This window comes from Pseudomonas sp. ok272 (assembly GCF_900109995.1).
In the GTDB taxonomy this organism is placed as follows: domain Bacteria; phylum Pseudomonadota; class Gammaproteobacteria; order Pseudomonadales; family Pseudomonadaceae; genus Aquipseudomonas.
Genome location: NZ_FOCB01000008.1, coordinates 97,174 through 122,235, shown reverse-complemented (window position 1 = coordinate 122,235; position 25,062 = coordinate 97,174). Strand labels below are relative to the sequence as shown.

Sequence of the window (25,062 nt, the reverse complement as noted above, 5' to 3'; positions counted from 1 at the left end):
TATGTCCCCGAGCCTGAGCAAACCCCTGGGCCCTTCCTGGGTCAGCCGATTCAAGGAGCAAAGCCTGGAGCGTGGCCGCCGCTACGCCCTGGAGAATCGCGTCAGAATCGTCGAGGCCGGGGACAGCACCCTCACCGCCAGTTGCGAAGGCTCTGGTGGCAACGTCTACCGCCAGACCATCACCCTGCGCGAATCCGCCAAAGCCACGTTGCTGCTGGTCGACGCCACCTGCAGTTGCCCGGTCAGGGTCAACTGCAAGCACTGCGCGGCCGTGCTGTTGAAAGTCCAGGACACCCTGCAATACCCGGCCGCCGCCAAAGACGCGCACCTGCTGGAAAAGCTGCAGTCCATCCTGGAAAACCGCTCGCCTGCGCCCTTACCGCAAAAGCTGATGGACGACGTGCCGCCAATACCACGCCTGTGGCTGGCCAGCATCGAATTCAGCGCCTTTGAACCGCGCAACGGCAAGATGCAGCGCTACATCCAGCACCGCGCCGCGCTGTCGTTCAACTACCTGGACGAATACGTCAGCGGGCAAAAGAATGCCGACGTCCTGATCCGCCAGGAACATCAGACACTGCGGATAAAGCGCCAGCCGGAAGCGGAAAAGACCTACCGCGAGCAGCTACGCCTACTGGGCTTCAAGGTCGCAACCCGCCAAAGCAAGGCCCTCCCGGAAAGCGCTGGCGATCTCTACGAGATGGTCAACGACAGCGCGTGGCTAACCTTCACCCTCAACGAACTCCCCAAGCTTCGCGAGCAAGGCTGGGAGCTGCAGATCGATGAAGACTTCGGCTTCGACTTGACGACCGTGGACGACTGGTACGCCACCGTCGACGAGGCCCCGGAGCGCGATTGGTTTGACCTGGAACTGGGGATCATCGTCAACGGCGAGCGCCTGAGCCTGCTGCCGATCCTGCTCAACCTGATGCGCTCGCACACCGAGATCCTTAATCCGGAACGACTGGCCAAGCGTCGAGACGACGAGTTGATCCTGGTGAACATCCCCAATCGCCCGAACTCCGAGTACGGCCCGCTGCAAGTCGCGCTACCGTTCGGACGACTCAAGCCCGTGCTGGCGACGCTCGGCGAGTTCTACTTGCAAGCGTCCGGCGAAACCACGCTGCGCCTGAGCACCGCCGATGCCACCCGCCTCAATCCACTGGAAGGCATGCCGCTCTTGTGGGAGGGCGGCGAACACATCCGCACCTTCGCCCAGCGCCTGCGCGACATCAAGGACTACACCTGCGGCGCGCCCGAGGGCCTGAATGCGACGCTGCGCCCGTATCAGCTCGAAGGCTTGAGCTGGATGCAATCGCTGCGACAACTGGAAGTGGGCGGCATCCTCGCGGATGACATGGGACTGGGCAAAACCCTACAAACCCTGGCCCATGTCCTGACCGAAAAAAACGCCGGACGCCTCGATCGGCCCTGCATGGTGGTGATGCCCACCAGCCTGATCCCCAACTGGCTCGATGAAGCGGCGCACTTCGCCCCACAGCTCAAGGTGTTGGCGCTGTACGGCGCGGCCCGCAAAAAACATTTCGAGCATCTGGCCGAATACGACCTGATCCTCACCACCTACGCCCTGCTGCCCAAGGATCTCGAACGCCTGGCGGCGCAGCCGTTGCACATACTGGTGCTCGACGAAGCGCAGTACATCAAGAACCCCAGCAGCAAGGCCGCCCAGGCCGCACGGGAGCTCAATGCCCGGCAACGCCTATGCCTGAGCGGCACCCCATTGGAAAACCACCTGGGCGAGTTGTGGTCGCTGTTCCACTTCCTGCTGCCCGGCTGGCTGGGGGATGTGAAAAGCTTCAACCGCGACTACCGCGTGCCCATCGAAAGGCACGCCAGCGACGCACGCCTGCAACACCTCAATGGCCGGATCAAACCGTTCCTGCTGCGCCGTACCAAAGAGCAAGTGGCGACCGAATTGCCGCCGAAAACCGAGATCATCCATTGGGTCGACCTCAACGAGGCGCAGCGCGACGTGTACGAAACCATGCGCCTGGCCATGGACAAGAAAGTGCGCGACGAGATCACCCGCAAAGGCGTGGCGCGCAGCCAGATCATCATCCTCGAGGCACTGCTCAAGTTGCGCCAGGTCTGCTGCGACCTGCGCCTGGTCAATGAAGGCGCCCTGCCCACCCGCGGCAGCACCTCCGGCAAGCTCGACAGCTTGATGGAAATGCTTCAAGAACTGTTCGACGAGGGCCGCAAGATCCTGCTGTTCTCGCAGTTCACCTCGATGCTGTCACTGATCGAAGATGAGCTGAACAAGCGCGGCATTGCCTACGCGCTGCTGACCGGACAAACCCGGGATCGGCGCACGCCAGTGAAAGACTTTCAGAGCGGCAAGCATCAGATCTTTCTGATCAGCCTGAAGGCCGGTGGTGTAGGCCTAAACCTGACAGAAGCCGATACGGTGATTCACTACGATCCCTGGTGGAACCCGGCGACGGAAAACCAGGCCACTGACCGCGCCTACCGGATAGGCCAGGAAAAACCCGTGTTCGTCTACAAGATGATTGCCCGGGGCACAGTCGAAGAGAAAATCCAACACTTGCAGAAGGAAAAGGCTGATCTCGCGGCCGGCGTCCTGGATGGACGCACCACCGGAGACTGGAAGCTGCAGAGCGACGACATTGATGCACTGTTTGCACCACTGCCGGACAAGTCAAAGGTCTAGCCGCGCCATCCAACGCATCTGTGGGAGTGAGCCTGCTCGCGAAAAAACTTACGCTGGACAGGTCATTATCAGCCCGCCAACACCCGCGCCAGCGTCGACTTCACCTTGCCCATGCCGTCATGCAACGCCTGCTCGATCTCGGCCATGGTGATCACTGCCGTGGACTTGCCGGCCGCCGGGTTCACCACCAGTGCCAGGCAGGCGTAATCCAGTTCCAGCTCACGAGCCAGCGCGGCTTCGGGCATCCCCGTCATGCCGACGATATCGCAACCATCACGCTCCAGGCGGGCGATCTCGGCAACGGTTTCCAGGCGCGGGCCCTGCGTGCAGGCGTACACGCCGTGACTGCTGTAGGCACAACCTTCGGCGGCCAGGGCGGCAACCAACTGTTCGCGCAGCGACTCGCTGTAGGGGTAGCTGAAGTCGATATGGGTAACCTGCTCCAGATCATCGGCAAAATAGGTGTGCTGGCGACCGCTGGTGTAGTCGATCAACTGATGAGGCACGCAGAAATGCCCGGTCCCCATGGAGGCATGAATCCCGCCCACCGCGTTCACCGCCAGGATGGCCTCGGCACCTGCCTGCTTGAGCGCCCACAGGTTGGCGCGATAGTTGACCTGATGCGGCGGCAGTCGGTGCGGGTGGCCGTGACGAGCGAGAAACAACACTTCACGCCCGCCATACTCGCCCACCTGAATCTGCGCAGACGGCGCACCATAGGGCGTGTCGAGTGCCAACGAGCGATGAATGTTCAACCCTTCAAGCTGGGTCAGGCCGGTGCCACCGATGATTGCGTAAACCGTCATTGCCAATGTCCTTAATCGATGAGCTGGGCGTCTCTGAGCGCGCCGAGGGCGGTCAGCCAGCGTGGATCCTGTCGGTAGTCAGTGCTGGCGCACGCCTGGCCCCGCATCCGGGCAATACGCGCCGACGGCTTGACCTTCAAACGCTGAGCCGCAGCCAGCGCCAGCTCGGCCGCCGCGCGGTCATTGCACACCAACCCCATGTCACAACCTGCGGTCAGTGCGGCCTCGATGCGGCTGGCGGCATCACCCACCACATGTGCACCGGCCATCGACAGATCATCGCTGAAAATAACCCCATCGAACTGCAACTCACCCCGCAGGATGTCCTGCAGCCAGCGACGCGAGAAGCCGGCAGGCTGGGAGTCAACCTGCGGATAGATCACATGGGCTGGCATGACGGCCGCGAGCTGCTTGCTCAAGCGGGCAAACGGTACCAGGTCGTTAGCGCGGATCTGATCAAGGCTGCGCTCATCATTGGGAATCGCTACGTGGGAATCCGCCTCAGCCCAGCCGTGGCCAGGGAAATGCTTGCCCGTGGCGGCCATGCCCGCTTGGTTCATCCCGCGAATGAAGGCACCGGCGAGCAACGCTGCCCGCTCCGGATCACCCTCGAACGAACGGGTGCCGACCACCGCACTGCGCTGATAATCGAGATCCAGTACCGGTGCAAAACTCAGGTCCAGGCCAACTGCCAATACTTCCGTGGCCATGATCCAGCCACACTGCTCGGCCAAGTACTGCGCATTAGGGTTGTCGGCAATGGCGCGCATGGCCGGGAGGCGCACGAAACCCTGGCGCAGACGCTGCACACGTCCGCCCTCCTGGTCCACCGCCAGCAACAAGTCAGGACGTACGGCGCGGATCGATGCACTCAACTCACGCACCTGGCGTGGGTGCTCGATATTGCGTGCAAAAATGATCAGCCCACCCACTTCGGGCTGGCGCAACAGGTGGCGATCTTCGGCCGTCAGCCAGGTACCGGCGACGTCCACCATCAACGAGCCTTGCAGGCCAGCAGTCATAAGGATTCCTTGATATCGAAATGCGCGCACGGCGCGTCTTTGAAGTACCTGGCTCGATGCAGACACACGACGGCGTCGCCAAAGACATTGCCCGGCGCTACGCAGTCGGTAAAGAGAAAAGGGAGCGGGTCTGAAACACGAGTCGGCATGGGCGGCTAGCTTAGCGGATGTCAGCTGCCGCGCCCACCCGTGTGCAGTTAAACCTTGGCGACAACCGGCGCTGATTTACTACGAGGACGCAATTGGGCGGCGGCCATCGCCTCATCAGTCACACCGGTTTCAGCGCGCATGCCGGCAGCGAGGAACGGCACCATCAGGCGCATGACCTGCTCAATCGAGGTATTGACCCCAAAATCGGTTTCAGCGATGGCCCGCAAGGCTTTGATCCCGGACATGCTGAATGCAGCGGCACCGAGCATGAAGTGCACGCGCCAGAATAATTCGATAGGCGGGATACGAGGTGCGGCTTCGTTGACCAGCATCATGTAGCGGCGGAATACCTTGCCGTACATGTCTTCCAGATACCGTCGCAAGTGCCCTTGGCTCTGGCTGAACGCCAGCCCCAGCAGGCGCATGAAAATCGAAAGGTCATTGCCGCTGCGTGGCTGCACGACGAGCGCCTGTTCAACGAGGATTTCCAGCAACTCCTCCAGCGTCGGCTTGTTCTCCGGCCTGGCCTGGCGGCGTTCCAGCTCGCGATCGAGGCTGGCGCAGAACGGCCCGAGAAAGCGCGAAAAGACTGCTTGGATCAAGGCCTTCTTTGAGCCGAAATGATAATTCACCGCGGCAAGATTGACCCCAGCCTTGCTGGTGATCAACCGCAATGAAGTTTCAGCAAAACCTTTTTCCGCGAACAACTGCTCGGCAGCATCAAGAATGCGTTCAACGGTTTCCGACTGGGCCATGGCTACTCCGCCTGACAAACACTTGTTTGAAACATACGTTTCAGCCTGTGCCTTGTCAAGTCTGCCAGTTCGTTTTGCGAACGGTCGGTCAGCTATTTAACCATACAAGCCAACGACTGTATTTCGTCCTACAGATACCGCCCCAGCCTTTGGAAAACTGACCGCCTGGCCGCCACCTCAAAATGGAGGATTGCCAAGATCAATTCACTGTATATAATCCCAGTCACTGTATAAAAAGACAGAGCGATCGAAATGCTAAAACTGACGCCACGCCAAGCTGAGATTCTGGCTTTTATCAAACGCTGCCTCGAAGACAACGGCTATCCACCTACCCGTGCAGAAATTGCCCTGGAGCTGGGTTTCAAGTCACCCAATGCGGCTGAAGAGCACCTCAAGGCCCTGGCGCGCAAGGGCGCGATCGAAATGACGCCCGGCGCTTCGCGCGGCATACGCATTCCAGGTTTTGAAGCCAAGGCCGACGAGTCTACCCTGCCGATCATCGGCCGGGTCGCTGCCGGTGCGCCGATCCTGGCCGAGCAGCACATCGAAGAGTCCTGCAACATCAACCCCACCTTCTTTCATCCTCGAGCCGACTACCTGCTCCGCGTCCATGGCATGAGCATGAAGGATGTGGGGATTTTCGACGGCGATCTGCTCGCCGTACACACCACGCGTGAAGCCCGCAATGGCCAGATCGTTGTCGCCCGTATTGGCGACGAAGTGACCGTCAAGCGTTTCAAGCGCGACGGCAGCAAAGTCTGGCTGATTGCCGAAAACCCCGAGTTCGCCCCGATCGAAGTCAATTTGAAGGATCAGGATCTGGTGATCGAAGGCTTGAGTGTCGGCGTCATTCGCCGCTAAAGGAGGCGTTATGCAGTTCCCCCACACACCACAGCACACACAACTTCCGCTGTTCGAAGCGTTTATGGCTCAGCCGCTGACGCCGATTTTGAAAGACGTGGTCGAGTCGCCTTGGGGCGCCGAACCCGAGGCATTCAGTGAACTGTCACTACGTGGTGCGGCCGGGAACTGCCTTAGCCTTCTGGCACCGATCCTCAGGGAACTGAGCCAGGACCAGGATGCTCGCTGGCTGACACTGATTGCTCCGCCCGCCAGCCTGACCCAGGCCTGGTTGCGCGATGCAGGCCTGAACCGCGAGCGTATTTTGCTGCTTCAACCCAGTGGCACCCAAAGCGCTCAGCAATTGGCGTGTGAAGCGCTGCGCCTGGGGCGCAGCCACACGGTTGTCAGCTGGCTGAACCCGCTAAACAGTGGCGCACGGCAACAATTGATCAGCGCCGCTCGTATTGGCGAGGCACAAAGCCTGAACATTCGACTGGGTTGAGTGACGCGCACGCGCACTTGAAAGGCGCAGGGCTTCTCCAGAACAGAGAAGCCAATCTGTAACAACTATCTATAACAATGCTTCACGAATAGCCGACAGACGGGATCAATGAAGAATCCGCGGCCCTTCTTCCTTGTCGAATTCGCCTTCAGCCAGGCGCCCCGCCATCTGCACGCCCACACTCAACATCGCCTTGGCGACTTCAACATGCTGGCCTTGCAGGAACGCTTTGGCGTCTTCAGAGAAGTCCAGAGTTACCAGAGAACCCTCGTCCTCCGCTCTGCGCAGCTCAATACGGCCGTCTGGCAGCTCGACAATTTCTAGAAAGGACGTTGGCATAAAGGTCTGTTCTCCACGAAAGGCGCAGATTATATAGCCATCGGCACCACTTCGCTCGAGATCTTGACCGACAGCACGTTACCAAAACCGTCAGCCGCGGCGGCCCCGCGCTCAGATCAGCGCACGCTTACATCCTCAGCACTCGTTCAACCCTTCACGAAAGCGAATCGCCAAGGCCTTTAGGTTCTGACGCCAGCTCTCCAGCTCTTCCCTGCTCAACTCGTCCTCAGGCTCATCATCGAGACTCACGGCGACGATCAACGGCTGCGTGACATCTCCCTTGGGCTTGTGTGGCGCGCGGGGCGGTTGAAACAGCGCGGCATGGGCCACCAGAAGCTTGGCTAGCCAGGTTTGCGGGCTGTTTGCCAGCTCCACCATCTCGGCCAGCTCAGGGATAGCGATGCTTTCAAGCACCTCGCGAGTCAACAACAACTCCGCACGCGGCGCGTTCGCCTGAGGCAGGCGATAGAACCCGGCAATCTCGTGACACAACCCCAACAATGCGCCATACAGATGAAACAGCGCTGACTCACGCCCTGCCTGGACCAGCGCCGGAGCGTTCATCGCCCGCCCATCTTCGACTCGGGCCAAGGCTTCAAGCGAGAGACCGGCAAAGTAAATTTTTTGGTTGGTGCGGGTATAAAGCTCATAGGCCATGACGGCGGTCTCCACAACGGTACAGGGCGCATAATGCAGGCTGAACAGTGTCGTGGATCAGACAAGTTACCTGCAAGCCAAAAAAAGGCCCCGTACAAACCCAAGGGTTCGTACGGGGCCTTTTTGCAACGCAATCGCTATTACTTAGCTACGCGCTTGTCTTCAACGACCCATTTACCGCCATCGTAGAACGCTTTCCAGCCGGTAGGCTTGCCATCTACCTCAGTCTGCACGTACTGCTCTTTGGTCTTGCGACTGTAGCGAATCACTGCTGGAAGACCGTCCGGGTCTTTCTTCGGCGCTTCGCAGAGGAAGTGATACTTCGGATCGATCTCGTCCTTGTGCGGCACGATCTCGATCACCAGTGGAGCACGGGTCTCGCGGTTTTTGGGGAACTGGCTGGCCGCCAGGAACAAGCCGGAAGCACCGTCACGCAGGATATAGGTGTCGTTGACCTTCTCGCACTTGAGCTCGGGCATTTTCACCGGATCCATCTTAGGCGGTGCCGCATCGCCGCTTTTCAGCAGCTTACGGGTGTTCTTGCAGGTCGCGTTGGTACAGCCGAAGAACTTACCGAAACGACCGGTCTTGAGCTGCATTTCGCTGCCGCATTTATCGCACTCCAGGCTCGGGCCTTCGTAGCCCTTGATGCGATAGCTGCCCTCTTCGATCTCGTAACCGTTGCAATCCGGATTGTTACCGCAGATGTGCAGCTTGCGCTTCTCATCCAGCAAATACGCATCCATCGCCGTGCTGCAGATCGGGCAGCGATGCTTGCCGCGCAGCACCAGGGACTCCGACTCACCCTCGTCGTCCGCGGCAATTTCGTCGCCCGGCACCAGGTTGACGGTGGCCTTGCAGCGCTCTTTAGGCGGCAGGCTGTAACCCGAGCAACCGAGGAATACGCCGGTCGATGCGGTACGGATCTGCATCGGACGACCGCAGGTCACGCACGGGATATCTGTCATGACCGGCTGGTTGGCACGCATGCCACCTTCCGGGCTCTCAGCGACTTCCAGTTTCTTCTTGAAGTCCCCGTAGAATTCGTCGAGCACACTCTTCCAATCACGCTCGCCCTGGGCGACGTCATCGAGGTTCTCTTCCATCCCGGCGGTGAAGCCGTAGTCCATCAGATTGGAGAAGCTCTCCGACAGGCGCTCGGTAACGATGTCACCCATCTTTTCCGAGTAGAAACGACGGTTGTGCAGCGCTACATAGCCGCGGTCCTGAATGGTCGAAATGATCGCTGCATAGGTCGATGGACGACCGATGCCGCGTTTTTCCATTTCCTTGACCAGGCTCGCTTCCGAGTAGCGCGCCGGTGGCTTGGTGAAGTGCTGGCTTGGATCAAGCTTGATCAACTTCAGCACGTCGCCCTGGGCCATGTCCGGCAGAACGTCGTCGTCGCCCGGCTTGGCCATTTGCGGCATGACACGGGTGTAGCCGTCGAACTTGAGGATGCGGCCCTTGGCGCGCAGCTCAAAGCCGCTCGCAGCGACGCTGACCGTGGTCGACAGGTATTTGGCCGGCAACATCTGGCAAGCAACGAACTGGCGCCAGATCAGCTCATAGAGGCGCTCAGCGTCACGCTCCATGCCCGTCAGCTTGCTCGGGTCGGTGTTCACATCAGAAGGACGAATCGCTTCGTGAGCCTCTTGTGCGCCTTCCTTGCTGCTGTACACGTTCGGGGTTTCTGGCAGGTACTTCGCGCCGAACTCACCCTCGATGTAGGTCCGCGCCATCACCACGGCATCGGCCGAGAGGTTGGTCGAGTCGGTACGCATGTACGTGATGTAGCCCGCTTCGTACAAGCGCTGGGCCATCATCATGGTTTTCTTCACGCCGAAGCCCAGGCGGTTACTCGCGGCCTGCTGCAGGGTGGACGTGATGAATGGCGCCGATGGCTTGCTGCTGGTCGGCTTGTCTTCGCGCTTGGCGATGGTGTAGCTGGAAGACTTGAGCTTCTCCAGCGCCGCCATGGCCTGGGCTTCATTGAGCGGCTTGAAGGCTTCGCCGTTTTCACGGGCCACTTCAAAACGCACATTGGCGCCCTTGGCAGTGCCGAGGTCAGCGTGCACTTCCCAGTACTCTTCCGGGTTGAACGCACGAATCTCGCGCTCACGCTCCACCACCAACTTCACCGCCACCGATTGCACGCGGCCGGCCGACAAACCACGCGCGATCTTGGACCACAGCAGTGGCGAGACCATGTAGCCCACCACACGATCGAGGAAGCGGCGTGCCTGCTGGGCATTGACACGGTCAATGTCCAGCTCGCCCGGCTTGGAGAAGGCTTCCTGGATCGCTTTCTTGGTGATTTCGTTGAACACCACGCGCTTGTAGCGGCTGTCATCACCACCGATGGCTTCGCGCAGGTGCCAGGCAATGGCTTCCCCCTCGCGATCCAAGTCGGTTGCGAGATAGATGGTGTCAGCATCCTTGGCGAGCCGACGCAGCTCTTCGATGACCTTTTCCTTGCCCGGAAGGATCTCGTACTTGGCTTTCCAGCCATGATCGGGGTCGACACCCATGCGCGAAACGAGTTGCTTGCGGGCCTTTTCCTTAGGCGACAGCAGTGGCACTTCACCAGCCGCAGCCTTGCCACGCTTGGCAGCCGGCTCTTTGCTGGCGCTAGCCGAACCGCTGGTGGGCAGGTCTCGGATATGGCCGATACTCGACTTCACCACGTATTGGTTGCCCAGATACTTGTTGATGGTCTTGGCCTTAGCCGGGGATTCCACAATGACCAGCGATTTGCCCATGGATCAGAAAATTCCTGAATTCGAGAAGTGAAAGGCGGTTGGCGCCTGACGCGGCACCGCTATATATAGTGGCAACAAGGTGAGGTCAAGCACGGGGTTCTGTGCGCCCTCAGCTTATGGCCTTGAAAAAAGGCTTGGTTCGACCTGCACCAAAGCAAAGCGTGGGACCTGCTCGCCGTCAACCTCGACTGACTCCAGGAACATACTCAAGGGACGCACCCAAAAACCGTAATCCCCATACAGGGCTTGGTAGAAGACCACTTCTTCTTCCGTCTCGGAGTGCCGTGCAACACTGAAAACACGGTACTGCGGTCCTTTGTAATGCTGGTAGAGACCGGGTTGTATCGACATGTTCAGGGGCCTCGTTCGAATGCGATCAAATAAAAAATAAAAATCTTCTGAAAAACAAAAACCGGGGCACTTGGCCCCGGCTTCCATCGACGAAGCGCTTAGACGCGTTCGAAGACGGTGGCTATGCCCTGGCCGAGGCCAATGCACATGGTCGATACACCGAAGGTGCCGCCATTCTGCTTCATGACATTAAGCAGCGTGCCGGAGATACGTGCACCCGAGCAACCAAACGGATGGCCCAGGGCGATCGCGCCGCCGTGCAGGTTAACCTTCTCGTTCATCTTGTCGAGCACTTTCAAATCTTTCAGCACTGGCAGGGCCTGTGCGGCGAAAGCTTCGTTGAGTTCGAAGAAGTCGATGTCGGAGATGCTCAGACCTGCGCGCTTCAGTGCTTTTTGTGTGGCCGGTACTGGACCATAGCCCATGATTGCCGGATCCACACCTGCCACTGCCATCGAACGGATCACCGCCATCGGCTGGATACCCAGGTCCTGGGCACGCTGCGCCGACATCACGATCATGCACGAAGCACCATCGGTGATCTGCGACGAGGTACCGGCTGTCACGGTGCCGCCCTTTGGATTGAACGCTGGCTTCAACGCCGCCAGGCTTTCCAGGGTGGTTTCCGGACGAATGGTTTCGTCGTAGTCGAACAGTTTCAGGAAACCATTCTCGTCGTAGCCTTGCATCGGGATGATTTCGTCCTTGAACTTGCCTTCCACGGTCGCCTTGTGGGCGAGTTGGTGGGAGCGCACGCCGAAGGCATCCTGCTGCTCACGGCTAATGCCGTGCATCTTGCCCAGCATTTCCGCGGTCAGGCCCATCATGCCCGAGGCTTTCGCCGCGTACAGCGACATGTGCGGGTTCGGATCGACACCGTGCATCATGCTCACGTGACCCATGTGCTCGACGCCGCCCACGACGAACACATCACCGTTACCGGTCATGATCGCTTGCGCGGCAGTGTGCAGGGCACTCATGGACGAGCCACACAGGCGGCTGACGGTCTGGCCGGCAGCGGTGTGCGGGATCTGCGTCATCAGGGACGCCATGCGGGCGATGTTCCAGCCCTGCTCCAGGGTCTGGTTGACGCAGCCCCAGATCACGTCCTCGACTTCGTTCGGATCAACCTTGACGTTGCGTTCCAGCAATTTGCTGATCAGGTGCGCCGACATATCTTCGGCGCGGGTGTTGCGGTGCATGCCGCCCTTGGAGCGGCCCATCGGAGTACGACCGAAGTCGACAATCACGACGTCTCTAGGATTCAAGCTCATAAAATTTCACTCTCGCTCTAGTGTTTGGACGCTTAACCGAAGAACCGCTGGCCAGTCTTGGCCATTTCGCGCAGCTTCGCGGTCGGGTGGTACAGCGCGCCCAAATCAGCGTACTGGTCAGCCAGGGCAACGAACTCGGCAACACCGATCGAGTCGATGTAGCGCAGCGCGCCGCCACGGAATGGAGGGAAGCCAATCCCGTAGACCAGGCCCATATCGGCTTCGGCAGCGGTCTCGACGATGCCGTCTTCCAGGCAACGAACGGTCTCCAGGCACAGCGGAATCATCATCCAATTGATGATGTCTTCGTCAGTGACTTCACGCTGTTCGTAAACGATCGGCTTGAGCACTTCCAGCACCGACGGGTCGGCCACTTTCTTCTGCTTGCCGCGTTTGTCGGTCTCGTAGGCGTAGAAGCCCTTGCCATTTTTCTGGCCCAGGCGCTTGGCTTCGTAGAGCACGTCGATGGCCGTACGACGGTCGTCTTTCATGCGATCCGGGAAGCCTTCGGCCATCACGTCGCGACCATGGTGGCCGGTGTCGATGCCGACGACGTCCATCAGGTAGGCAGGGCCCATGGGCCAGCCGAATTTTTCCATGATCTTGTCGATACGGACGAAGTCCACACCGGCGCTGACCAGCTTGGCGAAACCGCCGAAGTACGGAAACAGGACGCGGTTGACCAGGAAGCCCGGGCAATCGTTGACGACGATCGGGTTCTTGCCCATTTTCTTGGCGTAAGCAACGGTCGTGGCAACGGCCAGCTCGCTGGACTTCTCGCCACGGATCACTTCGACCAGGGGCATCATGTGCACGGGGTTGAAGAAGTGCATGCCGACGAAGTTTTCCGGACGCTTGAGTGCCTTGGCCAACAAGCTGATGGAAATGGTCGAGGTGTTCGAGGCGAGGATGGTGTCCTCTTTGACATGGTCTTCGACTTCAGCCAACACCGCCTGCTTGACCTTCGGGTTCTCGACCACGGCCTCGACCACCAGGTCGACGTGACCGAAATCGCCGTAGGACAGCGTAGGACGAATGCCGTTGAGCACTTCAGCCATTTTTGCTGCGGTCATGCGACCTTTATCAACGCGGCCAACCAGCAGCTTGGCAGCTTCTGCCAGGCCCTGCTCGATACCGTGTTCGTTGATGTCTTTCATCAGGATCGGCGTACCTTTGGAGGCCGACTGATAGGCGATACCGCCACCCATGATGCCAGCGCCCAGTACGGCAGCCTGCTTCACGTCCTTGGCGATTTCGTCGTAGGCCTTGGCCTTTTTCTTCAGCTCCTGATCGTTCAGGAACAAGCCGATCAAGCTCTGCGCGGCAGAGGTCTTGGCCAGCTTCACGAAACCTGCAGCTTCGATTTCCAGCGCCTTGTCGCGACCGAAGTTCGCGGCTTTCTGGATCGTCTTGATGGCTTCGACCGGTGCCGGGTAGTTCGGACCCGCCTGACCAGCCACAAAACCCTTGGCGGTTTCGAACGCCATCATTTGTTCGATGGCGTTGAGCTTGAGCTTTTCCAGCTTCGGCTGGCGCTTGGCCTTGTAATCGAACTCGCCGCAGATGGCGCGCTTGATCAGCTCAAGAGCCGCTTCCTGCAATTTCTCTGGCGCAACCACCGCATCAACAGCGCCTACTTTCAGCGCGTCTTCAGGACGGTTTTCCTTACCGGCGGCGATCCACTCGATGGCATTGTCGGCACCGATGATGCGCGGCAGGCGAACGGTGCCGCCGAAGCCTGGGTAGATGCCCAGCTTGACTTCCGGCAGGCCGATCTTGGCCACGGTGGACATGACGCGATAGTCCGCAGCCAGGCACATTTCCAGACCGCCACCCAAGGCGATGCCGTTGATAGCTGCCACAGTCGGGACATTGAGGTCTTCAAAATCGCTGAAAATCTTGTTGGCTTCGAGGTTGCCAGCCACAAGCTCAGCATCGGGCAGCTTGAAGTTATCGACGAATTCGGTGATGTCGGCGCCGACGATGAAAACGTCCTTGCCGCTGCTGACGATCACGCCCTTGATCGACGCATCTGCCTTGATGGTGTCCACGGCCTGACGCAGTTCGTTCAGGGTTAGACGGTTGAACTTGTTGACGGACTCACCCTTGAGGTCGAACTTCAGTTCGACGATGCCACTTTCAAGAGCCTTAACCGTGATGGCTTTACCTTCGTAAATCATCAACTGATCTCCACGATATGGAAGCTGAACAGTACACGTCGGACGCTGATGTTCTGGCTCGGCATGACGACAACGTCGATGCTAACGCCATTCCAGCAGGCACACCCGCCAACGCGATAGTCGGGATTCTGTAGGAGCGATCTGAAAATACAAACGCTCAATTCATACGCCCGTTTGATTTGGGTGTGTCACCTTCACGGAATTTCCGACAATTGTCAATCGCCCGAAATGCGTGCTGAAACGCGACTTTGCGGTCATTTTGGCACCCGCAAGCCCAACAACACGCCGGCGCATGCGCAGTCATTCATAGAATCAATAGTTAGAAACGTCGTCCTAATTCGCGGCAAACCGCGTTCGAGCGACTACGCTGACGGGGACAGTAAACGAATATGCGTGTGCGCTGGCCTGTGGCCGGCGCACGATCGACAGACGAAGAATTCCGGCCTGCCTGGCCAACTCCAGCCCGACGATGATGTCGGGCTTTTTATTGTTTCAGGCCAGCGCCTTGAGGGTGGCATCGATGTCCTGCAACACCTGGGCGTCACCCTTCTCCCCCCAATACAGGGTAATCATTTGCTTATCGGCTTCGACCTTGTAGACGTTGGCCGGCAACTTCTGGAAATGAATCAGCAACGCCGGATCCTCGCAGACCTCCTGCCACTGATTGACCCACACACCCGGCGCCTTTTGCCAATAGCTCCAGCAGGCCGGCCGATTGCCCCGGCGTGGTCGATGGTACTGCGCACACGGGCTCGGCGGCTCCGGGGTTAACCAGTGCGGCCACTCCTGTGGCACCAACTGCATGGCCAATCCCATGCGTCGCGCCTCCATGCGCAGGGCCATTCGACCACCCTGGCTACGTGAGGGACGCAGCCACGCCAAAGGGCTCAACACGAGCGCAAGGATTGACACCACTATCCAGACCGTCATATCTGTACTCCCGATTCTTGATGGGCGAATTGATTCGGGTCCAGCCCCATTCGCTTGAAACCAGCCATACTTATCCTCATCGCCATCCTCAGGAGGTGCACCTCATGCCCTACCACCACATTCTGGTCGCCGTAGATCTAACCGAAGAGTGCGATCCTGTGATCCATCGCGCCCGCGAGTTGTCCGTCAGCAATGGCGCCAAATTGTCCCTGGTACACATCGTCGAGCCAATGGCCATGGCCTTTGGTGGTGACGTGCCGATGGACCTGTCGCAACTGCAGCAACAGCAATTCGACCAGGCCAAGGAGCGCCTGGAGCGCCTGATCAACAAGTACCCCGAGCTCTCCAGGGACAACAGCCACCTGACCTACGGCCAGCCGCGCCAGGAAATCCACCATTTCGCCAAGGAGCAAAGCTGTGACCTGATCGTGGTCGGCAGCCATGGTCGCCACGGGCTGGCATTGCTGCTGGGTTCCACCGCCAACGATGTGCTACATGGCGCGCCGTGCGATGTGCTGGCGGTACGCCTGATCAAAAGCTGACCCTGCACGCATGTGCCCCATATGAAAAACCCGGCACTCATCTCCATGAGGCCGGGTTTTTCTACATCAACAACCGATCACTCAGGCATCCAGTTCGGCCCAGCGCTCGACCAATACTTCCAACTCCGCTTGCAGTTGCTCAAGTGAAGCGATGACCTTGGCGGTCTCGACCGCTGGACGCTGGTAGAACCCGGCGTCAGCCATCTCGGCTTCCACCGCGGCAATCTGCTGTTCCTTGGCGTCGATCTCACCCGGCAGGGCTTCCAGCTCGCGCTGAAGCTTGTAGCTGAGCTTTTTCTTCGCCGCCGGAGCCTCGACCGCAGCCGCTGGCGCAGGCGCGGTGTCCACCACGGCAGAGTTCAAGTCGGCCTTGCCGGATTTGCTCTCGGTCACGCCCAACAAACGCGGCGAGCCGCCCTGGCGCAGCCAGTCCTGATAACCACCGACGTACTCACGGACCTTGCCTTCACCTTCGAAGACCAAGGTGCTGGTGACGACGTTGTCGAGGAATGCCCGGTCGTGGCTGACCATCAGCACGGTGCCGTTGAAGGTCAGCAGGACCTCCTCCAGCAACTCGAGGGTTTCCACATCGAGGTCGTTGGTGGGTTCGTCGAGCACCAGCAGGTTCGCTGGCTTGCTGAACAACTTGGCCAGCAACAGACGGGCACGCTCACCACCGGACAGCGCCTTGACCGGCGTGCGGGCACGCTGCGGGCTGAACAGGAAGTCGCCGAGGTAACTCAGCACATGGCGGCTCTGGCCGTCGATGTCGATGAAGTCGCGACCTTCAGCGACGTTGTCGATCACGGTCTTTTCCAGGTCCAACTGGTGGCGCAATTGGTCGAAGTAGGCCACATCGATCCGCGTCCCCTCCTCCACGGTGCCGCTGGTTGGCTGCAAGCCGCTGAGCATCAGCTTCAGCAGCGTGGTCTTGCCGGTACCGTTGGCGCCCAGCAGACCGATACGGTCGCCGCGCTGCAGGACCATGGAGAAGTCCTTGATCAGGAACGGGCCGTCCGGGTGATGGAAGCTGACGTTCTCCAGCACCATGACCTGCTTGCCCGACTTATCGGCCGTATCGAGCTGGATATTGGCCTTGCCGGTGCGTTCGCGACGCTCGCTGCGCTCAACACGCAGGGCTTTGAGGGCACGCACACGGCCTTCGTTACGGGTACGGCGGGCCTTGATGCCCTGGCGGATCCAGACTTCTTCCTGGGCCAGCTTTTTGTCGAACAGCGCATTGGCGGTTTCTTCCGCCGACAGTGCGGCTTCCTTGTGCACCAGGAAGCTGGCGTAGTCGCCGTTCCAATCGATCAGGCCACCGCGATCCAGTTCCAGGATGCGGGTTGCCAGGTTCTGCAGGAAAGAACGGTCGTGCGTGATGAACAGCACGGCGCCCTGGAAATCCTTCAGCGCTTCTTCGAGCCAGGCGATTGCACCGATATCCAGGTGGTTGGTTGGCTCGTCGAGCAGCAGCAGATCTGGCTCGGAAACCAGCGCCTGCGCCAGCAGGACGCGACGACGCCAGCCGCCGGACAACTCAGCAAGGGTCTTGTCGGCAGGCAATTGCAGGCGACTCAGGGTGCTGTCGACCAATTGCTGCAAACGCCAGCCATCACGGGCTTCAAGGTCGTGCTGGACGTGCATCAGCTTGTCCAGGTCGGCGTCGGTGACGATGTTCTGGCTCAGGTGATGGTACTGCGCAAGCAGCTCGCCCACACCGTCCAGGCCTTCGGCCACCACGTCGAACACTGTCCGCTCGTCGGCCACTGGCAATTCTTGCGGTAATTCGCCGATCTTGAGGCCAGGTGCGCGCCATACAGAACCGTCATCGGGCTTCTGATCGCCCTTGACCAGCTTCATCATGCTGGACTTGCCTGTGCCGTTACGGCCGATGATGCACACCCGCTCACCACGGGCGATCTGCCAGGACACCTTGTCCAACAACGGCATAGCGCCGAAAGCAAGGGACACATCGCTGAATTTGAGCAGGGTCATGAGCTTCTCCAAAAACCGGGCGCGCATTCTACCTGACTTAAGGCCTCAGAAGGCCCGCAATTTCACTGTGTGGAGACTCTGCACAACAATTGTTGCGAACTTACACCGGCGGGCCGGCAAAGCTTTCACCCGTTGCCGGCAAAAGGCTAAGCTACAAGACAATCAATGCCGGCCCTAGGCCAGCATCTATCATGATTTCTCTGCACGGATGTCTCATGCGCAGTCGCCTTTTCAGCTTTTTATCGTGCCTTCTTCTCTCGACCACTGCCGTTCAATCCGCCCAGGCGGTGGACCTGTCCACCCAGCGCCAGTATTACGATGAAGCCAAGCGCGCCCTGGCCAAAGGCGATACCGGCCCCTACGTTCGCTACAGCCAGGCCCTGAGTGATTACCCTCTGGAGCCTTACCTGGCCTACGACGAGCTGACCGCACGCCTGAAAAGCGCCAGCAACCAGGAAATCGAGAAGTTCCTCGCCGAGCACGGTGACCTGCCACAAGCCAACTGGATGAAACTGCGCTGGCTGCGCTGGCTGGCGGATCGCGGTGAGTGGGTGACGTTCGTCAAGTACTACGACCCCAAGCTCAATTTCACTGAGCTGGACTGCCTCAATGCGCACTACCAGATCACCCATAACCTCAAGGCCGAGGGGTATGCCAACACCGAAAAGCTCTGGCTCACCGGCAAGTCCCAACCGAGCGCCTGTGACGCCCTGTTCGCCCAATGGGCGGCCGATGGCCAACTGACCGAACAAAAACGCTGGGAACGCGCCAAGCTGGCCGCCGGGACCCGCAACTATCCGCTGGCCAACGCCCTGGTCAGCGGCATGACCACCCTGGCACCGCGCGGTCGCTTGCTGGTGGACGTGGCGCAAAAACCCGAGCTGCTCAACCAGCCATCGCGCTTCGCCCCCGCCGATGCCGCCATGTCCGACGTTGTCAGCCTGGGCTTGCGCCGACTGGCCCGCCAGGACCCGGACAAGGCCATGGCCCTGCTCGACGGCTATGCCAGCAGCATGCATTTCTCCCGCGATGAAAAAGTCGCCATCGCCCGGGAAATCGGCCTGACCCTGGCACGCCGCTTCGACAGCCGCGCGCTCGATGTCATGACCAAGTACGACCCGGAACTGCGCGACAACACCGTGTCCGAATGGCGCCTGCGCCTGCTGCTGCGCCTGGCGCGCTGGGACGACGCCTATCAGTTGACCCGCCGCCTGCCCCAGGACCTGGCCACCACCAACCGCTGGCGCTACTGGCAGGCCCGCAGCCTGGAACTGGCCCAACCGCAGAACCCAGAGGCTCAGGTGCTGTACAAGGGCCTGGCCCGTGAGCGCGACTTCTACGGGTTCCTCGCGGCCGATCGCTCGCAATCGCCGTACTCCCTGAACAACAAGCCCCTGGTCCTGAGCCAGGCGCTGATCAATAAGGTGCGCAACACCCCAGGGGTACGCCGGGCACTGGAGTTCCATGCCCGCGGGCAGATCGTCGATGGACGTCGTGAGTGGTACTACGTCAGCCGTCACTTCAACCGCGACGAAATGGTCGCCCAGGCCAAGCTGGCCTACGACCTGAAATGGTACTTCCCGGCCATTCGCACCATCAGCCAGGCGCAGTACTGGGACGACCTGGACATCCGCTTCCCGATGGCCCACCGCGATACGCTGGTGCGCGAAGCCAAGGTCCGCGGCCTGCATTCAAGCTGGGTGTTCGCCATCACTCGCCAGGAAAGCGCCTTCATGGACGACGCCCGTTCGGGCGTTGGCGCCAGCGGCCTGATGCAGTTGATGCCCGGCACCGCCAAGGAAACCGCGCGCAAGTTCAGCATCCCGCTGGCCTCGCCGCAGCAAGTATTGAACCCGGACAAAAACATCCAGCTGGGCGCCGCCTACTTGAGCCAGGTCCACAGCCAGTTCAACGGCAACCGCGTGCTCGCCTCCGCCGCCTACAACGCCGGGCCCGGCCGCGTGCGCCAATGGCTGCGCGGCGCCGATCACCTGAGCTTCGACGTCTGGGTCGAAAGCATCCCCTTCGACGAAACCCGCCAGTACGTGCAGAACGTGCTGTCGTACTCGGTGATCTACGGCCAGAAGCTCAACGCACCGCAGCCGCTGGTGGATTGGCATGAACGCTACTTTGATGATCAGTAATGCTGATCCTGTAGGGGCCACGCTGCCGGCGAAGGGGGCTTCAAGAGCGCCAAGCGCTTCGCGGGCAAGCCTCGCTCCTACGGTGCCACACCATCATTGAACTGCAGCGCCGCCAATCGCGCATACAGCGCATTACTGGCGATCAACTCCTGATGGGTACCGATCGCCACCAGCGTGCCCTGATCCATCACCGCGATACGGTCGGCATTCTTCACGGTGGCCAGGCGGTGAGCGATGACCAGGGTGGTGCGGTTCTTCATCAGGCTCGGCAAGGCTTGCTGGATCAGGTGTTCGCTTTGGGCATCGAGGGCGCTGGTGGCTTCGTCCAGCAGCAGGATCGGCGCGTCCACCAGCAGCGCCCGGGCGATCGCCAGGCGCTGGCGCTGACCGCCAGACAGACCCAGCCCACCATCGCCCAGGTGCGTCTGGTAGCCGTCGGGCATCTGCTCGATAAAGTCGTGGGCATAAGCGATCTTAGCCGCTTCCTGCACCTGCGCCAGGGTGGCCGACGGCTTGCCGTAGCGGATGTTCTCTTCGACGCTGCCGAAAAACAGTGCCGGGGTTTGTGACACCAGGGCAAAACACCGGCGTACATCCTGAGGATCAAGCTGGGTCAATGGCACACCATCCAGCAGGATCCGCCCCCGGGCCGGGTCATAGAACCGCAACAGCAAGTCATACACCGTCGACTTGCCCGCGCCCGACGGCCCGACCAGCGCCAGGGTCTCACCGGCCTTGATGGTCAGGTTCACGCCATCGATGGCGTAGCTTTGCGGGCGTGAGGGGTAGGAAAACGCCAGGTCTTCAAGCTGCAACTCACCGCGCACACGTTCCGGCAGTGCCACCAGACCGCTGGCGGGAGGGCGGATGATATTTTCCGAGCGCAGCAGTTCGGCGATTCGCTCCGCCGCGCCCGCCGCCCGTTGCAGCTCACCGATCACCTCGCTCAAGGTGCCAAAGGCACTCCCGACGATCAGGCTGTAGAACACAAAGGCTGCGAGCTCCCCTCCGGAAATCCGCCCGGCCATGACGTCCATGCCACCGACCCAGAGCATCACCCCGACCGCGCCCAACACCAGGACGATGACCAGCGTGATCAGCCAGGAGCGCTGGAGAATGCGCTTGCGTGCGGTCTCGAAGGCCTGCTCTACCGTCACCGCGAAGCGCTGCTCGTCCTGCGCCTGGTGGTTGTAGGCTTGTACGGTCTTGATCTGGCCCAGGGTCTCGGAGACGTAACTGCCCACGTCGGCGATGCGGTCCTGGCTCAGGCGCGACAGGCTGCGCACCCGCCGGCCAAAGATCAGGATCGGCGCCAGCACCAAGGGCAACGCCACGACCACGATACTGGTGAGCTTGGGGTTGGTGATGAACAACAGCACGATGCCACCGATCACCATCAGCGCATTGCGCAGGAACAGCGACAGCGACGACCCGATCACCGATTGCAGCAGCGTGGTGTCGGCGGTCAGCCGCGACTGGATCTCCGAACTGCGGTTGTCCTCGTAAAAGCCGGGGTGTAGGTAGATCAGGTGGTTGAACACCTTGCGTCGAATGTCGGCGACCACACGCTCGCCAATCCATGACACCAAATAGAACCGGACAAACGTGCCGACCGCCAGCCCGAGCACCAGCAACATGAACAAGCCGATGGTTTGGTTGAGCAGGTGCGGCGACTGCGTCATCAACCCCTTGTCCACCAGCAGGCGAATGCCCTGGCCCATGGACAAGGTAATGCCGGCGGTAATGATCAGCGCCAGCAAGGCACCCAGGACCTGCCAGCGATACGGGGCGATAAAGCGACTGGACAGGCGAATGGCGCGGCGATGGCGGGCAGACAGCATCAGAATCATCCGAAGGGGCTAATGGCTACCAGCCTACACCGGTCGCTTCCATGGAACGTCTGTAAATCACAATGAGTCCGGTTAAATATGCCGAGTGACAATAGCCCCTAGAAACTATTGGTCTAAGGTCTGGGTGGCAGTCATGGGGTATTTCTGATGGACTGCAATGACCGCCTGCCTTGTTGTAGGAAGCTGTCACAGCCCGGTCATTTGGCGGATTTATAGTAAGCGCACAACCTGATGAGGAGACAGGCCATGTCCTTGCAACACAGCAGCGATGACAAGATTCAAGTGATCCGCACGCAGCCACACCAGTCTCTGGGGTGCGCCATTATTGACGCCCAAGGCCGCGAAGTACCGATCACTGAAGACATGATCCAGAGCGCATGCCGCGAACTGGAGCAGCGATTGGTCAGGCCTGCCAAACAAGGTTGAGACACTGGCGCACATCCTCCGACCCGGCCACCTGTTAGGCCGGGTTTTTTATTGGAAGCAGCGCCTAGCTTGTGGGAGCACGCCTTAGCGCCCTTAGATCAGTTGCGCACCCAGCGCCGTGACGATTTGCTTGAGCTGCGGCGACTCACCGTCGATGCGCACCTGCAGCCCATCGATCTCACGCCGCTCGGGATAGTGTTTGCGCAGCAGGTCAAACGCGGCGCGCTGTTCGGCACCGCTGACCACCAGGCTGCGGCGAAAGTCGGCATCGTCGCGGCGCGGGTCGTATACGCCACGGCACAACATTGCCAAGGCCCATGCCGGATCGCTGCTGGCGTTCACGTGCACCTGCGCCAGCCACGGGGCCGGCAACAACTGATCGAGGGTGACGCTGGCCGCTTGATCGATGAACTGACAGAACGCCTGATAGATCTGCGCCGTCCCGCGCTGCTTGCCATCGAGGCTGTAGCCGGCGATGTGCGGGGTGGCGATCACGCACAGTTCGGCCAAGGCGATATCAACGCTGGGCTCGCCCTCCCACACGTCCAGCACCGCTTGCAGGTCCTCGCGCTCCAGCAGCACGTCGCGCAACGCGGCGTTGTCCACCACCGGGCCTCGGCTGGCGTTGATCAGCCAGGCGCCGGGTTTGAGTTGCTGCAACCGCTGGCGATCAAACAAATGCCAGGTCGACTGTTCGCCGGAGGTGCTCAGCGGGGTATGCAGGCTGATGACATCGCACTGTGCAATAACCTGCTCCAGGCTGGCATAGTCGCCACCTTCGGCGGCCTGGCGCGGTGGATCGCACACCAGCACATGCCAACCCAGACCCTTGAGCACCTTGACCAATCGAGCGCCCACTTCACCTGCGCCGACCACCCCATACGTACGCTCGGCCAGCGCCACGCCTTCGATTTCGGCCAGGGTCAGCAGGCTGCCCAGCACGTAGTCGACCACGCCCCGGGCGTTGCACCCTGGCGCGCTGGACCAGGTGATGCCGGCCTGCGCGAAGTAATCCAGGTCCAGGTGATCGGTGCCGATGGTGCATGTGCCGACAAACCGGACCTTGCTGCCTTCGAGCAAGGCGCGGTTGACGTTGGTCACCGAGCGCACCAGCAACACGTCAGCCTGCTCGACCGTGGCGCGATCGATGGAACGCCCCGGCACGCGGCGGATCTCACCGAAGCCCTGGAAGAAGGCATCGAGCAGCGGGATATTTTCGTCGGCAACAATCAACATGGCAGGCTCCTTTGGCGGACCGGCAGTGTAGCGCAGCGGCCAAGGGGGCGAGCTTACAAATCCGCAACACAGGAGTTTTCCTGACTGACGCGTCAACGCGTAGAATGCGCCGTCCTGTGCTTCAAAACCCTCTGGACGCTTCGCTTGTGAACTCTGCAACTGGCAACACCCCCACTCTTGCTCCCAACCAGGCCACCCCGGTACGCCTGGAGCTCAAGGGCCTGCTCAGCCTGGCGTTGCCGATCATGATCGCGCAGTTGGCGACCACGGCGATGGGCTTTGTCGATGCGGTCATGGCGGGCCGCGTCAGCCCACGGGACCTGGCCTCGGTGGCCCTGGGCAACTCGATCTGGATTCCCGTCTACTTGCTGATGTCCGGCGTGCTGCTGGCCACCACGCCCAAAGTCGCCCAACGCTTTGGTGCCGGCCAGCTTGACCAGATCGGCCCGTTGGCGCGTCAAGCCATGTGGCTGGCCCTGTGTGTCGGGCTGATCGGCAGCGGCCTGCTGCTCAGCGCCGAGCCGATCCTGCACTGGATGAAAGTCGACCCCCTGTTGATCGAGCCGAGCATGGGCTACCTGCAGGGGATCGCCTTCGGCTTCCCGGGCATTGGCTTCTACTACGTGCTGCGCTGTTACAGCGATGGCATGGGCCGCACCCGACCGAGCATGGTCATCGGCATCTGCGGCCTGCTGCTCAACATCCCGCTGAACTATGCGTTGATCTACGGCCACTTCGGCCTGCCGGCCCTGGGCGGCGTCGGTTGCGGCTGGGCCAGCGGCATCGTCATGTGGTTCATGGCCTTGAGCATGGCCGGCTGGACCCGCTGGGCCCCCTTCTATGCCAAGACCCGGGTACTGATTCGTTTCGATCGCCCGCAATGGCCGGTGATCAAGCGCCTGATCAGCATCGGCTTGCCGATTGGCATCGCGGTCTTCGCCGAGTCGAGCATCTTCGCGGTCATCGCCCTGTTGATCGGCAGCCTCGGCTCCACCGTGGTGGCCGGGCACCAAATCGCCCTGAACATCAGTTCGCTGCTGTTCATGATTCCGTACTCCCTTGGGATGGCGGTGACGGTACGGGTCGGCCAGGCGCTCGGGGCCGGCAACCCGTACCAGGCGCGTTTCGCGGCGAAGGTCGGGTTGGGCGCGGCGCTGGTGTTTGCAGCCTTCTCGGCCAGCTTGATCCTGTTGCTGCGCGAGCCGATCGCCTCGATCTATACCCCCGACCGGGAAGTGATCCAGATCGCCTCGATGCTGATCGTGTATGCCGCGCTGTACCAGTTTTCCGACGCGATCCAGGTGATCTGCGCCGGCGCCCTGCGGGGCTATCAGGACACCCGGGTGACGATGATCCTGACCCTGTTTGCCTATTGGGGCATCGGCCTGCCAGTGGGTTACATCCTGGGACTGACCGACTGGATACGTCCGGCCAGCGGCCCGAGTGGGCTGTGGGAAGGCCTGATCGCCGGCCTGAGCTGCGCGGCGCTGATGCTGTCGATCCGCCTGGTGCGCAGTGCACGCAAACGCATTCGCATCAGTCAGCGGGCAGTGAGCCAGGCATAAATAAAACAGAAGGCCCGCAATCGCTAATGTCAGTCAGT

20 protein-coding genes are annotated in these 25,062 nt (G+C 60.6%); 7 read left to right on the top strand and 13 right to left on the bottom strand.

Translation table 11 applies throughout. The features are described 5' to 3' along the window. The first annotated feature begins 1 nt into the window (after position 1). Positions 2-2,692, top strand: coding sequence for a DEAD/DEAH box helicase (locus BMW74_RS13595; protein WP_093420966.1), 2,691 nt, complete (start codon positions 2-4; stop codon positions 2,690-2,692). 68 nt (positions 2,693-2,760) lie between these two features. On the opposite strand, the gene BMW74_RS13590 is transcribed toward BMW74_RS13595, so the two are convergent. The 3 genes from BMW74_RS13590 to BMW74_RS13580 all read right to left on the bottom strand — a co-directional run bounded on the left by BMW74_RS13590 (position 2,761) and on the right by BMW74_RS13580 (position 5,425). After that, positions 2,761-3,498, bottom strand: coding sequence for an S-methyl-5'-thioinosine phosphorylase (locus tag BMW74_RS13590; RefSeq protein WP_093420961.1), 738 nt, complete (start codon positions 3,496-3,498; stop codon positions 2,761-2,763). A gap of 11 nt (positions 3,499-3,509) precedes the next feature. Continuing rightward, positions 3,510-4,520: a beta-N-acetylhexosaminidase gene (gene nagZ, locus BMW74_RS13585; protein ID WP_093420957.1), complete on the bottom strand. Its 1,011-nt coding sequence runs from the start codon at positions 4,518-4,520 to the stop codon at positions 3,510-3,512. 197 nt (positions 4,521-4,717) lie between these two features. Then, entirely contained in the window at positions 4,718-5,425 is a 708-nt protein-coding gene (locus BMW74_RS13580) for a TetR/AcrR family transcriptional regulator (RefSeq protein ID WP_093420952.1), read from the bottom strand. Between the two features lie 252 nt (positions 5,426-5,677). On the opposite strand from BMW74_RS13580, the gene lexA reads away from it, so the two are divergent. Together lexA and sulA are read left to right on the top strand one after the other, a co-directional pair. Then, entirely contained in the window at positions 5,678-6,286 is a 609-nt protein-coding gene (lexA, locus tag BMW74_RS13575) for a transcriptional repressor LexA (protein WP_093420948.1), read from the top strand. 10 nt (positions 6,287-6,296) lie between these two features. Then, positions 6,297-6,770, top strand: coding sequence for an SOS-induced cell division inhibitor SulA (sulA, locus tag BMW74_RS13570; RefSeq protein WP_093420944.1), 474 nt, complete (start codon positions 6,297-6,299; stop codon positions 6,768-6,770). A 105-nt stretch (positions 6,771-6,875) separates the two neighbouring features. On the opposite strand, the gene BMW74_RS13565 is transcribed toward sulA, so the two are convergent. The 7 genes from BMW74_RS13565 to BMW74_RS13530 all read right to left on the bottom strand — a co-directional run bounded on the left by BMW74_RS13565 (position 6,876) and on the right by BMW74_RS13530 (position 15,263). Beyond that, positions 6,876-7,109, bottom strand: coding sequence for a hypothetical protein (locus BMW74_RS13565; protein ID WP_093420940.1), 234 nt, complete (start codon positions 7,107-7,109; stop codon positions 6,876-6,878). Positions 7,110-7,244: 135 nt separating this feature from the next. Further along, positions 7,245-7,766, bottom strand: a complete 522-nt coding sequence (locus BMW74_RS13560; protein ID WP_093420935.1) for a DUF6586 family protein — start codon at positions 7,764-7,766, stop codon at positions 7,245-7,247. Positions 7,767-7,906: 140 nt separating this feature from the next. Next, a complete protein-coding gene (gene topA / locus BMW74_RS13555; RefSeq protein ID WP_093420930.1) occupies positions 7,907-10,528 on the bottom strand; it encodes a type I DNA topoisomerase in 2,622 nt (873 codons plus the stop codon). A gap of 114 nt (positions 10,529-10,642) precedes the next feature. Then, positions 10,643-10,879: a DUF1653 domain-containing protein gene (locus tag BMW74_RS13550; protein WP_093420927.1), complete on the bottom strand. Its 237-nt coding sequence runs from the start codon at positions 10,877-10,879 to the stop codon at positions 10,643-10,645. 98 nt (positions 10,880-10,977) lie between these two features. Then, a complete protein-coding gene (gene fadA / locus BMW74_RS13545) occupies positions 10,978-12,153 on the bottom strand; it encodes an acetyl-CoA C-acyltransferase FadA (RefSeq protein ID WP_093420923.1) in 1,176 nt (391 codons plus the stop codon). 32 nt (positions 12,154-12,185) lie between these two features. Further along, entirely contained in the window at positions 12,186-14,333 is a 2,148-nt protein-coding gene (gene fadB, locus BMW74_RS13540; RefSeq protein WP_093420917.1) for a fatty acid oxidation complex subunit alpha FadB, read from the bottom strand. A 492-nt stretch (positions 14,334-14,825) separates the two neighbouring features. After that, positions 14,826-15,263, bottom strand: coding sequence for a hypothetical protein (locus BMW74_RS13530; protein ID WP_093420907.1), 438 nt, complete (start codon positions 15,261-15,263; stop codon positions 14,826-14,828). A gap of 104 nt (positions 15,264-15,367) precedes the next feature. Here BMW74_RS13530 and BMW74_RS13525 point away from each other — a divergent pair, with 104 nt between their 5' ends. Then, positions 15,368-15,805 (top strand): universal stress protein, encoded by a 438-nt coding sequence (locus BMW74_RS13525; protein WP_093420903.1) that lies wholly within the window; start codon positions 15,368-15,370, stop codon positions 15,803-15,805. A gap of 81 nt (positions 15,806-15,886) precedes the next feature. On the opposite strand, the gene BMW74_RS13520 is transcribed toward BMW74_RS13525, so the two are convergent. After that, positions 15,887-17,803 (bottom strand): ATP-binding cassette domain-containing protein, encoded by a 1,917-nt coding sequence (locus BMW74_RS13520; protein WP_093420898.1) that lies wholly within the window; start codon positions 17,801-17,803, stop codon positions 15,887-15,889. A 215-nt stretch (positions 17,804-18,018) separates the two neighbouring features. Here BMW74_RS13520 and BMW74_RS13515 point away from each other — a divergent pair, with 215 nt between their 5' ends. Then, entirely contained in the window at positions 18,019-19,947 is a 1,929-nt protein-coding gene (locus tag BMW74_RS13515) for a transglycosylase SLT domain-containing protein (RefSeq protein ID WP_093420894.1), read from the top strand. A gap of 77 nt (positions 19,948-20,024) precedes the next feature. Here the strand turns inward: BMW74_RS13515 and BMW74_RS13510 are convergent, their stop codons facing one another. Then, a complete protein-coding gene (locus tag BMW74_RS13510) occupies positions 20,025-21,797 on the bottom strand; it encodes an ABC transporter transmembrane domain-containing protein (protein ID WP_175479216.1) in 1,773 nt (590 codons plus the stop codon). Between the two features lie 246 nt (positions 21,798-22,043). Here BMW74_RS13510 and BMW74_RS13505 point away from each other — a divergent pair, with 246 nt between their 5' ends. Beyond that, complete coding sequence (locus BMW74_RS13505) at positions 22,044-22,223, top strand: PA1571 family protein (RefSeq protein WP_093420885.1); 180 nt, start codon at positions 22,044-22,046, stop codon at positions 22,221-22,223. Positions 22,224-22,316: 93 nt separating this feature from the next. Here the strand turns inward: BMW74_RS13505 and pdxB are convergent, their stop codons facing one another. Further along, a complete protein-coding gene (gene pdxB, locus BMW74_RS13500; protein ID WP_093420880.1) occupies positions 22,317-23,459 on the bottom strand; it encodes a 4-phosphoerythronate dehydrogenase PdxB in 1,143 nt (380 codons plus the stop codon). Between the two features lie 146 nt (positions 23,460-23,605). On the opposite strand from pdxB, the gene BMW74_RS13495 reads away from it, so the two are divergent. Then, positions 23,606-25,024: an MATE family efflux transporter gene (locus BMW74_RS13495; RefSeq protein WP_093420875.1), complete on the top strand. Its 1,419-nt coding sequence runs from the start codon at positions 23,606-23,608 to the stop codon at positions 25,022-25,024. Positions 25,025-25,062 lie beyond the last annotated feature (38 nt).

Coding starts and splice junctions, on each gene's coding strand:
- fadA (WP_093420923.1), bottom strand. CDS start 12,153: ATGAGCTTGAATCCTAGAGACGTCGTGATTGTCGACTTCGGTCGTACT.
- nagZ (WP_093420957.1), bottom strand. CDS start 4,520: ATGACTGCTGGCCTGCAAGGCTCGTTGATGGTGGACGTCGCCGGTACC.
- fadB (WP_093420917.1), bottom strand. CDS start 14,333: ATGATTTACGAAGGTAAAGCCATCACGGTTAAGGCTCTTGAAAGTGGC.
- BMW74_RS13515 (WP_093420894.1), top strand. CDS start 18,019: ATGCGCAGTCGCCTTTTCAGCTTTTTATCGTGCCTTCTTCTCTCGACC.
- BMW74_RS13505 (WP_093420885.1), top strand. CDS start 22,044: ATGTCCTTGCAACACAGCAGCGATGACAAGATTCAAGTGATCCGCACG.
- BMW74_RS13530 (WP_093420907.1), bottom strand. CDS start 15,263: ATGACGGTCTGGATAGTGGTGTCAATCCTTGCGCTCGTGTTGAGCCCT.
- sulA (WP_093420944.1), top strand. CDS start 6,297: ATGCAGTTCCCCCACACACCACAGCACACACAACTTCCGCTGTTCGAA.
- BMW74_RS13560 (WP_093420935.1), bottom strand. CDS start 7,766: ATGGCCTATGAGCTTTATACCCGCACCAACCAAAAAATTTACTTTGCC.
- BMW74_RS13590 (WP_093420961.1), bottom strand. CDS start 3,498: ATGACGGTTTACGCAATCATCGGTGGCACCGGCCTGACCCAGCTTGAA.
- lexA (WP_093420948.1), top strand. CDS start 5,678: ATGCTAAAACTGACGCCACGCCAAGCTGAGATTCTGGCTTTTATCAAA.
- topA (WP_093420930.1), bottom strand. CDS start 10,528: ATGGGCAAATCGCTGGTCATTGTGGAATCCCCGGCTAAGGCCAAGACC.
- BMW74_RS13550 (WP_093420927.1), bottom strand. CDS start 10,879: ATGTCGATACAACCCGGTCTCTACCAGCATTACAAAGGACCGCAGTAC.
- BMW74_RS13595 (WP_093420966.1), top strand. CDS start 2: ATGTCCCCGAGCCTGAGCAAACCCCTGGGCCCTTCCTGGGTCAGCCGA.
- BMW74_RS13565 (WP_093420940.1), bottom strand. CDS start 7,109: ATGCCAACGTCCTTTCTAGAAATTGTCGAGCTGCCAGACGGCCGTATT.
- BMW74_RS13520 (WP_093420898.1), bottom strand. CDS start 17,803: ATGACCCTGCTCAAATTCAGCGATGTGTCCCTTGCTTTCGGCGCTATG.
- BMW74_RS13580 (WP_093420952.1), bottom strand. CDS start 5,425: ATGGCCCAGTCGGAAACCGTTGAACGCATTCTTGATGCTGCCGAGCAG.
- pdxB (WP_093420880.1), bottom strand. CDS start 23,459: ATGTTGATTGTTGCCGACGAAAATATCCCGCTGCTCGATGCCTTCTTC.
- BMW74_RS13525 (WP_093420903.1), top strand. CDS start 15,368: ATGCCCTACCACCACATTCTGGTCGCCGTAGATCTAACCGAAGAGTGC.
- BMW74_RS13510 (WP_175479216.1), bottom strand. CDS start 21,797: ATGATTCTGATGCTGTCTGCCCGCCATCGCCGCGCCATTCGCCTGTCC.